The 11,958-nt window shown below is 58.3% G+C and carries 9 protein-coding genes and 3 pseudogenes; 5 read left to right on the top strand and 7 right to left on the bottom strand.

Translation table 11 applies throughout. From position 1 onward, the window contains the following. Window positions 1-5: 5 nt before the first annotated feature. Entirely contained in the window at window positions 6-2,132 is a 2,127-nt protein-coding gene (traD, locus tag AACG97_RS15740; RefSeq protein ID WP_197885987.1) for a type IV conjugative transfer system coupling protein TraD, read from the top strand. 33 nt (window positions 2,133-2,165) lie between these two features. Then, the gene (locus tag AACG97_RS15745; RefSeq protein WP_225786231.1) at window positions 2,166-2,888 is read left to right on the top strand and encodes a TIGR03747 family integrating conjugative element membrane protein; all 723 of its coding nucleotides are present in this window, start codon (window positions 2,166-2,168) and stop codon (window positions 2,886-2,888) included. Between the two features lie 133 nt (window positions 2,889-3,021). Here the strand turns inward: AACG97_RS15745 and AACG97_RS15750 are convergent, their stop codons facing one another. From AACG97_RS15750 to AACG97_RS15770, 5 genes and pseudogenes are all read right to left on the bottom strand, one after another. Then, window positions 3,022-4,353, bottom strand: a complete 1,332-nt coding sequence (locus AACG97_RS15750) for a BCCT family transporter (RefSeq protein ID WP_318782798.1) — start codon at window positions 4,351-4,353, stop codon at window positions 3,022-3,024. After that, entirely contained in the window at window positions 4,319-4,657 is a 339-nt protein-coding gene (locus AACG97_RS15755) for a BCCT family transporter (RefSeq protein ID WP_232109477.1), read from the bottom strand. Before AACG97_RS15755 ends, AACG97_RS15750 begins: the two co-directional genes overlap by 35 nt. Window positions 4,658-5,019: 362 nt before the next feature. Next, a pseudogene (locus AACG97_RS15760) lies at window positions 5,020-5,229 on the bottom strand (aldehyde dehydrogenase family protein); the annotation flags it as partial. A gap of 14 nt (window positions 5,230-5,243) precedes the next feature. Then, window positions 5,244-5,942: pseudogene (locus AACG97_RS15765) on the bottom strand (iron-containing alcohol dehydrogenase); the annotation flags it as partial. A 118-nt stretch (window positions 5,943-6,060) separates the two neighbouring features. Continuing rightward, the gene (locus AACG97_RS15770; RefSeq protein WP_225786232.1) at window positions 6,061-7,362 is read right to left on the bottom strand and encodes a CoA transferase; all 1,302 of its coding nucleotides are present in this window, start codon (window positions 7,360-7,362) and stop codon (window positions 6,061-6,063) included. Window positions 7,363-7,447: 85 nt separating this feature from the next. On the opposite strand from AACG97_RS15770, the pseudogene AACG97_RS15775 reads away from it, so the two are divergent. After that, window positions 7,448-7,750: pseudogene (locus tag AACG97_RS15775) on the top strand (transposase); the annotation flags it as partial. A 121-nt stretch (window positions 7,751-7,871) separates the two neighbouring features. On the opposite strand, the gene gcvA reads toward AACG97_RS15775, so the two are convergent. Then, window positions 7,872-8,801 carry a transcriptional regulator GcvA gene (gene gcvA, locus AACG97_RS15780; RefSeq protein ID WP_197885731.1) on the bottom strand — a complete coding sequence of 310 codons (930 nt, stop codon included), beginning with the start codon at window positions 8,799-8,801 and terminating at the stop codon, window positions 7,872-7,874. An 80-nt stretch (window positions 8,802-8,881) separates the two neighbouring features. Here gcvA and acuR point away from each other — a divergent pair, with 80 nt between their 5' ends. Together acuR and acuI are read left to right on the top strand one after the other, a co-directional pair. Further along, a complete protein-coding gene (acuR, locus tag AACG97_RS15785; RefSeq protein WP_197885730.1) occupies window positions 8,882-9,514 on the top strand; it encodes an acrylate utilization transcriptional regulator AcuR in 633 nt (210 codons plus the stop codon). A 47-nt stretch (window positions 9,515-9,561) separates the two neighbouring features. Further along, window positions 9,562-10,545, top strand: coding sequence for an acrylyl-CoA reductase (NADPH) (gene acuI, locus AACG97_RS15790; RefSeq protein WP_197885729.1), 984 nt, complete (start codon window positions 9,562-9,564; stop codon window positions 10,543-10,545). A 115-nt stretch (window positions 10,546-10,660) separates the two neighbouring features. On the opposite strand, the gene AACG97_RS15795 is transcribed toward acuI, so the two are convergent. Beyond that, a complete protein-coding gene (locus tag AACG97_RS15795) occupies window positions 10,661-11,929 on the bottom strand; it encodes a DUF2254 domain-containing protein (RefSeq protein ID WP_197885728.1) in 1,269 nt (422 codons plus the stop codon). Window positions 11,930-11,958 lie beyond the last annotated feature (29 nt).

Consider the following 11,958-nt stretch of genomic DNA (forward strand, 5'->3'; position numbering starts at 1 on the left):
GCGCCATGAGCGATCATGCGATGGAATCCCTGCTGCGCCCGGCAGTGGAGCTGTACACCGTGGGCATCTGTACCGGTGCCGGCGTGCTGTGCTTGCACTCGCCTTGGGCGGTGGCATTGTCGCCGGAGGTCGGCGCCGGCATGGCCCTGGCCTACACCGCCTTCGGCCTCAAGCGCCTCAACGAGGCTCGCATAGTCCTGCGCTATCGGCGCAACATCCGCCGCCTACCCCGCTACTCGCTGACCAGCCGACAAATACCGGTCAGCAGCAAGCGCCTGTTTATGGGGCGAGGCTTTCGTTGGAGCCGCCTGCACACCCAGCGTTTGCTGGAAGCGCAGGATCCCGCACTCGCCCGCTACGTCAACCAGTCGATCGCCTACCAGTGGGCCCGGCGTCTGGAGCACGTGCTGGAAAAAGCACCGCCTGGGCTCTCCCTCCTGCCCCGGATGACCGCCTGGGACAGTCCCCTCAATCCGGTACGACCGCTGCCGCCCGTGGGCGGCTCATCGCTGTTGCACGGCGTCGAGCCGAATGAGCAGGAAGCCTCCTTGCCACTGGGCGAACGCGTGGGTCATACCCTGGTGCTGGGCACCACCCGGGTCGGCAAGACGCGCCTGGCCGAGGTCTACATCACCCAGGACATTCACCGACCAAGCCAGGAAGTGGTGATCGTCTTCGACCCCAAAGGCGATGGCGACCTGCTCAAGCGCATGTACGTGGAAGCACGACGGGCCGGCCGTGAAAACGAGTTCTACGTCTTCCACCTGGGCTGCCCGGAGATTTCCGCGCGCTACAACGCCATCGGCCGCTTCGGTCGTATCTCCGAAGTCGCCACCCGTATCGCTGGCCAGCTGAGCGGTGAAGGCAACTCAGCGGCGTTTCGCGAGTTCGCCTGGCGCTTCGTCAATATCATCGCCCGGGCACTGATCGAGCTCGGCCGGCGCCCCGACTACCTGCAGATCCAGCGGCACGTGGTGAACATCGACGCGCTGTTCATCGAATACGCCCAGCACTTCTTCGCCCGTCATGATCCGCAGGCGTGGGAGACCATCGTGGATCTCGAAGCTCGCCTCAACGAGAGGAACGTGCCACGGCACATGGTCGGCCGCGAGAAACGCGTGGTCGCCATCGAGCAGTACCTGACCGCCAAGCGTCTCTTCGATCCGGTGATGGACGGCCTGCGCTCGGCAGTGCGCTACGACCGCACCTACTTCGACAAGATCGTCGCCTCGCTGCTGCCGCTGCTGGAAAAGCTCACCAGTGGCAAGACGGCCCAGTTGCTGGCCCCCAACTATTCCGACCTGGAGGATCCACGGCCAATCTTCGACTGGCTGCAGGTCATCCGCAAACGCGGCATCGTCTACGTCGGCCTGGATGCACTGTCCGATGCCGAGGTCGCGGCTGCGGTCGGCAACTCGATGTTTGCCGACCTGGTCTCCGTCGCCGGGCATATCTACAAACACGGTATCGATCACGGTCTCCCGAACTCCTCCAGCGCGACCGACAAGGTGCCCATCAACCTGCACGCCGACGAGTTCAACGAGCTGATGGGCGATGAGTTCATTCCGCTGATCAATAAGGGCGGCGGTGCCGGTATCCAGGTCACCGCCTACACCCAGACCTTGAGCGACATTGAGGCGCGTATCGGAAACCGGGCCAAGGCCGGCCAGGTCATCGGCAACTTCAACACCCTGCAGATGCTTCGCGTGCGGGAAACCGCCACCGCCGAATTGCTGACCAATCAGTTGCCCAAGGTCAATGTGCAGACCCGAACCCTGGTCTCTGGCGCGACGGACACCGCCGATCCTGATGCCCGAACCGACTTCACGTCCTCCTCGCAGGATCGGGTCACCACCACCGCCGTGCCACTGATCGAACCCGCGCACATCATCGCCCTGCCCAAGGGCCAGATGTTCTCGTTCCAGGAAGGCGGGCAGTTGTGGAAAGTTCGGATGCCACTACCGAAACCGGCTAGCGACGATGCGATGCCGGCGGATCTGCAGGCCCTGGCTGCGCGCATGCGCGAATCCTACAACGCCAACGCGGGTGATTGGTGGACCAGTGCTGGTGGTGCACCGACGGTCGACTTCGATCCCGAGATGCCACCACCCGGGCATAAACCCGCCCCTTGATCCCCTGATAGCCCGCGAATACCCGGGAGCCCTATGTCTACTGCCCCAACCAATTCGCCTCAGACACAACGAGGGCTTATCTTCGGTACGCTTGAGCTGTGCCTGCGATTGCTCGGACTGCTGTTTGCATCCTTGCTGTTCTCCATCCTGTTGGAGTTCATGGGCATGCTGTGGTTCTGGCCAGAGCAAGGCTGGCATCACAGCCATACCATGTGGCTGACTGAGCTTGGCTGGCTGAGCAATCACTTCAGGAGCTCGCTGCTGGTACATGAGCCGGCACAAGCCACCGCGAAAATCCTTGAGCACCTTAATGATTGGGTTGTAGTCCGCTCCGGCTGGGCACAATCCGATACCCACCTGAAGCTGCTCAGTCGCGAGGCGTCACTGCAAGGACAGCTTGCTCAAGCATACGTTGCTGGCCAGGACTACCTGCTGGCGGCCCTGTTCACGGTCTTCACGTTCGTGGTGCGCTTGACCGTTCTCTCTCTGGCCATGCCCCTGTTCCTGCTTGCAGTGCTCACCGGTATGGTCGATGGATTGATGCGCCGCGACCTGCGCAAATTCGGTGCAGACAGGGAGAGCAGCTTTATTTATCACCGAGCCAAGCGAACATTGCTGCCGCTGACAATCAGCCCATGGGTAATCTATCTGTCACTCCCTTGGTCGCTGAATCCAAATTGGGTGCTGCTGCCCTATGCTGGTCTACTTGGCTGCATGGTGGCACTCACGATGGCTACCTTTAAAAAGTACTTATGAGAGCCGAGCGTTGATTGTCAACCCAGATAGGCATTGTGGTTGCTTCTTTGAGTCCGCCATACATACGCTAGGGGGAAAGGAAGAGCCCAGAAAATTCGAGCTCTTCCTAATAAGCAAAACAATAGAAAACTTACTATCTAGCCTCTGGGTGTATCGTAATCAAAACAGTATCAGTAGTCTGTCGGTCGTCCATCTCAGGTGTCTTGTCAAGCGTTAGCGCGTCGTCCAAAACAACTTCAGTCGTTCCTAGTGCATGGCCAAGGTCTACACGAATCATGCAAAGCAATGACCAGGCCAGTACGCCAAGTACGGGGATCAATGGCAGTGCGACGACGATAGTAGAGGTTTGCACAGCCTTCAACCCGCCCACCTTGAGAAGCCCGATGCCGATGACCGCCAGCAACAGGGCCCATACAATTCGCAGCCAGCGCTGAGGCTCCTCATAACCACTGAGTTCTTTCGATGTCACCGAAGCAAGCACATAGGCCGCCGAATCAAGCGTTGTCGCCAGGAACACAAAGCAAAGGAGCACGAAAGCTGCAATAGCAATACTCGAAAAGGGCATGGTTTTCAAAATGGCGAGCACCGCCGCCGGGATACCTTGCGCGGTCAAGATGGCGCTGACGTCCAACTCACCACTGAGTTGCAGATTAAGTGAGTACCCGCCCCAGACTGCGAAGAATACCCAGCAACCCAGGCTGCCCCACACAAGTTCGGCTAGAATCAGTTCCTTGATCGTTCGCCCCCGGGAAATTCGGACGACGAACAAGCCCATCATGGGTGTATAGGCAATCCACCAGGCCCAATAGAAAATTGTCCAGTCCTGAGGGAACGAACCCTTGGCAACCGGATCCGTCCACAAGCTCATGTGAATGAAATTATTGATCATCAGGCCCAAGCTGTTTGCCCAGCCATTGATCAGCAGCAGCGTGGGGCCCACGACGGCCGCGAACAACAGCAGTGCAAACGCCAGGTAGACGATGATATCACTGAGAATCTTGATCCCTTTGCTAAGGCCAAACCAGACACTCATGCCGAACATCAGTGTCCAAAGTGCCAGGACACCCATGTCGAATGCGAAGGACTGCTGAATACCGAAGATGTCGCCCGCCAAGGTCGAAACCAGCGGCACGGCCAAGCCGAGGGAGGTGCCCACGCCACCCACGATCCCGAACACCACCACCGTATCCAGCGTAAGGCCCAGCCACCCGTTGGACTTCTCACCCAGCACACCACGAGCAGCCACGGACAATCTCACCCCTGGCTGCCGGCGTACATACATCGAATAGGCAATCGGCAAGGCTGGCAGGCAATAGAATGCCCACGGGGTCAGGCCCCAATGGAACTGGCCGTAAGTCAACGCCCACTCTGCCGCTTCCCGACTGTGAGCCGCCACATTCAAAGGAGGGCCTTTGAAATAATAAATTGGCTCAACCCAGGCCCAGTTGACAATGGCGATGCCGATACCGCCACAAAAAAATCATGGCGACCCAGCTGAAATAGGAAAGTTCTGGCGCATCGCTCTTTCGTCCAAGGCGTATATTTCCATAGCGCCCGAACGCCATCCACAACAGAAACGCGACCGTCATCAGGCCTGAAACCAAGTAGAGCCAGCCAAACTTGCCGGTGGCAAACGCAAACATTTGATTGATCACTGCATTTCCAGCCTCGGGAAATGCAATAAGCGGGACTGTGACGCCAAGTATCACTGCAATGGATGGCCAAAACACCCGCCCATCCATCGACGCACCTTCTTTCAACGTACTCATTTGGCATATCTCCTCAGAACGTTCGACTCAACACCAAACACTTGTTGAATACAAATAGGTCAAGCACGAACTGCAAACCTTGCTCGAACAGACCTCGTCCCTTGAAGAAATGAAAGACCACCCGTCTTTCCCGAACATATATTGTGCTTATTATTCATATTCGCCTCTAGCTTTATCTAATTATTATTTCAGCGGTGCCACAAAACAGCACACCATCACTCGGCAGTACGACGATTATTGATCATCGGTGTCATACGAAACGGTGTGCCTGGCGGCAGCCAGGCACACCTCCTGTACATGCGTTACTTCATGGTTGGCATGGAGAATTCAGCGCCCTCGCGAACACCTGACGACGGCCAGCGTTAGGTAACGGTCTTGCGTCGGGTATAGAACCGCACGCCATCCGGCCCGTAGGCATGCAAGTCACCGAACAGCGAACGCTTCCAACCGCCGAAGCTGTGGTACGCGACAGGTACTGGCAGCGGCACGTTGATGCCGACCATGCCCACCTTGATGTTGTCGGAGAAGTAACGAGCAGCCTCACCGTCACGGGTAAAGATGCACGTACCCGAGCTCATGCCAACCATGGCCGCTCAGGCGCCTTGCGAAGGTTTGGGCCGATCAAGCGCATAGCGGCCAGCGCCTGGGCATCGCTGAAGAGGTTTGCTTTCTTGCTGACGTAAGCCTCGATGGCGTGAGTCAGCGCGTCGATACCGGTATCGGCCGTCACCCGAGCCGGCAACGAGAGGGTCAGTTCATAATCGACCAGCGCGGCAACGGGCATGAAGCCTGCGCCGACGCAGAGCATTTTCTCGTCAGTCGACTCATCGGTAATGATGGTGAACCGGGTCGCCTCGGAGCCGGTGCCGGCCGTGGTTGGAATGGCAATGATTGGCAAGCCCATCTCGGTGACGTTGCGCGGGAACTTGTAATCGCGCATGACGCCGCCGAATTTGGCCAGGATGCCGATCGCTTTGGCGCTATCGATAGGGCTTCCGCCGCCCAGTGCGATGATGCTGTCGTAGCCACCTTCCCTGGCGGTCGATACGCCGGCTTGAATCGAAGCGACGGTCGGCTCGGGTACGGTGTCGGAAAATACGTCGCCTTGAATCCCCTGCTCTGCCAGGACTGAGCTGATACGCCCTGCGTAGCCTAGCTCGACCATCATCCGGTCAGTGATGATCAGCGGTTTGTGGCAGCCCAGGCTGGCGAGAACGTGATGGATTTGCTGGCTGGCACCAGCTCCGGTTTGCAGGATACGTGGAAGGATGCTGTTGTAATTCATGGCTCTATCTCATTTTTTGGGCATGAACGCGCCCGCGAGCAGCCTTGGGCTCGTGTTCGCTTGATCGAAATGGGCAAGCAAGAGCGGAAAACCCAGCCCCTTGACCTGCCCTCAGCAGTCAGCTCGGCAGATATTCCTCACTCCAGGATTCGCCGATTGCGCTGGCGTCCAGGAGCGACTGAATCTGCGCCTCGGTGTAGCCGTAGCGGCTCAGCACCTTGCGAGTCGAGGCACCGAACTTCTCAGCCGGTGACAGCGCTCGAATACGCCCGACCCGTGGGCGAATGGCGTAAGGATCGAGTTGCGTAACCCGATGCCCGCTCGGATGGTCGTTATAGATGCTGAAGGAGTAGCTACCATTCTCGATACCCGGCTGGCCATCGGCACTGCGGCTGTACTGGCTGCGCAGGTGGTCGATGTTGTCCGGTACTGCGGCAGCGATGTTGGCAGCCTGCAGGCGCTCTTGAAGCACCGAGCTCCTCATCCTGCCGATGGCAGATTGCAGATAGCCCACCCGATCACTTGCGCTGGTCACGCCGCTGAGATCGGCGATGGCCGCGAACTTGTGCAGCTCCCCTTCGCTGGCATCCAGGTAGATCCAGCCATCCGCCGTCCTGTAGAACCGGGAAAGGTCGCTGTAGCCGACCACGTCACGGCCGGATGGCTCATTGAATGGGCCACGGCCTGGGTAGTCGTAGCAGAACGGAATTTGCACCAGGTTACCCAGTGAGGCCAACGAGGTGCGTGCCCGGTAGGCCTCACCCGAGTGATGCTTACGATACAGGGCGGTTGCCACGCCCAGCGCAGCAGCAAACCCGCACATCACATCGATCGTGCCGACGTGTGCATGTTCTTCCGGCTTTTCCATGCCGCCGCCAAAGCGCAGCATGATTCCGGTAGTGGCCTGGATCAGGTCGTCATACCCCAGGTAATCCGTACGAGGTCCGCGACGTGGGCCGCCGAAGCAGTCCAGCTGGCAGAAGATCACGCCAGGATTCACCGCCTGCAGACTCGCCTCATCAAGGCCCAGCGGTGCCAATTGGCGATCCGGCGCGTTCATGACGATCACATCGACCTCGCGCACGAGACGATTGAAAACCTCGCGCCCTTCGGGCTTGTTCAAATCGACCAGCACACTTTCCTTGCCACGTGCCGACGACATGCCGAAGACCACGGTATTCCAAGGGTCATAGTTGGGCATCACAGGGTCGAGCTTGATGACATCTGCGCCGAAGCGGCCCAGGAACGATGTCGAGTGCGGCCCTGCGATCACGTTCGTCAGGTCGAGGATCTTCACGCCTTCCAGCCAACCGGCAGGCGTGTCGAGCTTGGCGGGCAGCAATACAGGATCGGGACGTTCGGACAGGGTTGCCAGCGCTTGCTCGAAGTTGACATCACGACGCGACAGCGGCTTGAGCATGGGCTCCGAACACCCCTCCAACCAGGCAATTGGGCCAGGCTGCTTCATCACGCCGAACTCGCGATCATTGACCTCGACGATCAAGTGTGCGCTGAAAGCCCAATGTACGACGGCCAAGCGTCGCTATGTCTCGCGTCACGCTCAAGAGGAAGCCTTTGAGCGCATGGCGCAGCGAATGCAGCTGCATCCAGAGATGATGGAGCGGCGTAGATCCATCGTGGAACACCCGTTTGGCAATCTCAAACAATGGCTATTTGGGAACGGGCGCTTCCTGTTGAGACAACTCGAAGGGACAAGAGCTGAAATGGCTCTGGCCGTGACCGCTTACAACCTCAAGCGAGCGATCGCCGTCCTGGGTGCCAAGCAAATGATGCAACTGATGGGCTGAAGAACCTTCTTCAGCACAAAAACAAACGCCCCGAACAAGTCGGGGCGTTTGGTCTAAGGCCGGTCAGTGTGTTTTCACACAGTCTGTAAGGGGCCATTTTTTTATTGCTGGGGAAATTTCCTTATCGCTTGGCGTTTTCCTCCTCCAGCGAGCGGTGCTCGTCCCTGAAGGCCTGTGCCTCTTCGCACAGCCACTGTGCAAAAGCCGCGGCGTCAGGGTTAACCATGCTGTGGGCGGCATACACCAAGTAGAACGCCTCCTTGGTAGGCACACTGCGCCCAAGGGGGGCAACGAGACGGCCTTGATCCAACAGGTGCTTGACCAGCGAGGAACGCGCCAAGGCTACACCCTGCCCCAATTCCGCCACCGTCAATGCCGAGATAAGGGTGTCGAACTGCAACCCTTGCGAGGAATCAACGTTCTCCGCATGGTTCTTCTTCAGCCAGTAGCCCCACCCCTCCTCATAACCCAACACGTGCAGCAACGGGTTTCTGGCAAGGTCCTGGGGGCGCTGCAACGGGCGGTCTTGCGTGATCAGCGCAGGCGAACACACCGGCACCAGGGTATCCCAGGTCAGTCGTTCAGCCTTCATGCCCGGCCAGCGGCCCTGCCCGTAGCGGATTTCAAGATCGGCATCGAATGCTGTTTCATCCACCCAGATGTTGCTGGCAATGCGAATGGGGATGTCTGGATGGCTTGCTTGAAATTGAGGTAAGCGCGGGGCTATCCAGTGGGTGAAAAACACCAGACTGCTACGCAAAATGAGTGCGCTGCGATGGCCTTGCCCAAAGATTTCGTCGGTCGATGCAGCCAGGCGTTCAACCGACTCTCTGACCACTGGAAAATACGATTTACCCACCTCGGTAAGCTCAAGTCCACGTGGCAGGCGCTTGAACAGCGCAACGCCCAGCTGGGACTCCAACGCTTTAACCTGCTGGCTGATCGCCGCCTGCGTGAGGTTGAGCTCTTCAGCGGCGTGGGTGAAATTGAGCATCCGGGCAGAAACCTCAAATGCTCGAAGCCAGTTCAAGGGCGGTAAACGCTTTTTCATGACGCATCCAACACTCGGCTCATCGGGGATCGAATCGCTCGGTGGTTGACATTAGAGACGATCAGTCTAAATTACAACGCATGACTACCTCCAAAACAGCACCTCGTCGAGGCCGCCCCCCCAAAGTCGCACGTGAGCATGGCGAAACCCTCGAAATGCTATTGCGTTGCGGTATGGAAATCCTCACCGAACAAGGCTTCGCCGCCACCGGCATCGAGGCCGTGCTCAAGCGCGTGCAGGTGCCCAAGGGTTCGTTTTATCACTACTTCGACAGTAAAGAAGCATTTGGCCAAGCCGTACTGCAGCGCTATGCCGACTATTTCGCTCAAAAGCTCGAACGCAACTTCGGTGATTTGAGCGCATCTCCCCTACAACGGCTGTCCAACTTCGTCGAGGAGGCGAAAGCGGGGATGGCCCGATATCAGTTTAGAAGAGGCTGCCTGGTAGGCAACCTTGGCCAAGAGGTACTGGTGCTCCCCGCCAGCTTCCGCGAACAGCTGGAGCTGACCCTACAGGATTGGGAGCAGCGCTTGGCAGCCTGCCTGGAAGAAGCAGTCAATCTGGGCGAAGTACCTTGCGGACATGACTGCAAGGCACTCGCAGCCTATTTTTGGGTAGGTTGGGAGGGCGCAGTGCTTTGTGCACGGCTGACGCAGAACGTCCGTCCGCTGGACATTTTCTATCAAGGTTTTCTGAACGGAATCACCCACTGATTCCTTTCGGATGATTTAAAGACAACCGGTCTAATTAAGGACGCACCATGTTCAATGCCATTCTGATCGAGAAGCATGATGACCAACACACCGCCCGCGTCACCGAGCTGCGGAAGGATCAACTCCCACCCGCAAACGTGACCGTCAAGGTGACCTACAGCACCTTGAATTACAAAGATGCGCTGGCAATCACCGGCAAGGGGCCGGTTGTACGTCAGTTTCCGATGGTCCCTGGCATCGACCTTGCGGGTACTGTTGAGATGAGTGACGATCCTCGCTACCAGCCTGGCGATCGGGTGCTGCTAAATGGCTGGGGCGTTGGCGAAGGCCATTGGGGAGGCCTTGCACAAAAGGCTCGGTTGAACGCCGACTGGCTCATCCCCCATCCCCAAGGGCTCAATGAGCGCCAATCGATGGCCATTGGCACAGCCGGCTACACCGCCATGCTGTGCCTGATGGCATTGGAACGCCATGGGCTGAAACCCTCCCACGGGCCAGTACTGGTTACCGGCGCCACCGGCGGCGTGGGCAGTTTCGCCATCAGCCTTCTGGCAGGTGCTGGGTATACCGTAACTGCCGCCACGGGCAAATCCAGTGAGCACGAGTATCTGAAAAGCCTGGGTGCGACAACTGTCATCGACCGCGCCGAACTGTCAGCCCCGGGGCGTCCGTTGGCGAAAGAGAAATGGGCGGCCGTCGTAGACTCGGTCGGGAGCCATACGCTGGTCAATGCGTGCGCAAGCACAATGTCCGAAGGTTTGGTAGCTGCCTGCGGATTGGCTCAAGGTATGGATTTTCCGGCCACCGTCGCACCGTTCATTCTAAGAGGGGTAAGCCTGCTCGGCATCAACAGCGTGACTCAGCCTTATGAGCGGCGAGTGGAAGCGTGGGAGAGACTGTCGACTCAGCTGAACCTGGACGCTTTATCGCTCATGACAAAAGAAATCGGCCTGCGGAACGCGATCGCGTCAGCCTTAGATCTGATGGAAGGGAAGATCCGCGGCCGGTTGATTGTGGACGTAAACAGATAGGACGGCTTGCGAATGTCTTCAGAGCAGTCCTCATAGTTGCTGATGGGGGCTGCTCAGCAGTGCCCACTCGAACGCATACATCATTTCCGAAGCCGGTCCTACCCAGCTATAACAATCACCTCGCCTTTCGCAGTTGCGCAGCCAAGCTGCATAACTGATTCTTTTCTGCCTCAAGCACCAACGCAGCATTGGCAAGACCAAGCAGCCGCTCTGCATGCCTGCTTGCACTCTCTTCAAACAGCCGTGGATTGATTTGGGCCAAGCTCAGCAATGCCTTGAGCAGCCGAATATTCACCTCCTGCAATGCCGCCCCGTCTCGAGCGATCGGCCCGAAGAAATCATCGACCACAATGCCGTGCAGATAAATGTGGGCACAGGCTTCATGCGGCGGCGTCAAAGCATGAGGCCGCCCCCAGTGCGATAAGCATCTGACACTTCTACCGATGACATCAATCGCCGTGCCGGGGTCATTGACTGCAGGCGACAAGGCTCTGGAAGCGATCTCGGACAGCACTGACAACCCGAAGCGCGGGTCATGTTCGAACGTCCGGCGGGTGCCCACCGTGAGGGCTGCGTGTACGTCATGCTCGAAGGCCGCCACCGATCGTACGTCCTGCCCGGGTTGCGCCACGACGGTGGCTAGCGGCGCTCCAAGGTGGACGAATGCGCCAGGCAACACATCCATATAGATCTGAACGGGGTGCCGATGAGTGATGGCTGCCAACGCCTCCACGTCGATATGCTGAACGTGCCCGGTTCGATGACTCACCAAACGCAGAGCAGAAGGAGGGAACACCATGCCTTCCGGATATGCAGAGCCTCCCAGGTAAGGCCATTTGGCCCGATGTTCGATTGCCTCCATCGCAGCCAGCTCTACTCGGTCGATAGTCTCACCTACCCGCCCGAGCCTGGAGAGGTGATCGATCCAGCGCAGCAAGGTATAAACGATCAGGATGACAACTGCGATGGTGACCGCGAACAGCAAAACGCGCCCTTGATCACCATAGGCACCAGTACTCAAAGCAATCAGCCCAACCAGGCTGAACAGGAACGAGCCGATAAAAGTGGCCAGCGCATTGTGCGTGGTCGTATCCTCCATCACCAGCGTCGTGGCACGAGGCGTTACACCCGTGCTGGCCGCGCCGTATGCCGCCACCATTGTACTCAAGGAAAAGGTGGTCACTGCCAGCATGCTGGAGGCTATGATGCCGAGGATCTTGTCGACAGCGTCCGCGCCGATCCGAGCGGGTAAGGATTCTGGAATGAAGTCTTTCAACACTACTGCAATCAAGGCTGTAGCCACGCCGAGCAGCGAAAACAAAGTCGCTCGGAACCATAGTCGCTTTGTGACTCGAACAGCGAGCCAACGCCAGCGCGCCATCATCCGTATGTCCTCCAGGCAGCCCACGCAAT

It is taken from the genome of Pseudomonas sp. Nvir (assembly GCF_963778085.1).
In the GTDB taxonomy this organism is placed as follows: domain Bacteria; phylum Pseudomonadota; class Gammaproteobacteria; order Pseudomonadales; family Pseudomonadaceae; genus Aquipseudomonas; species Aquipseudomonas juntendi.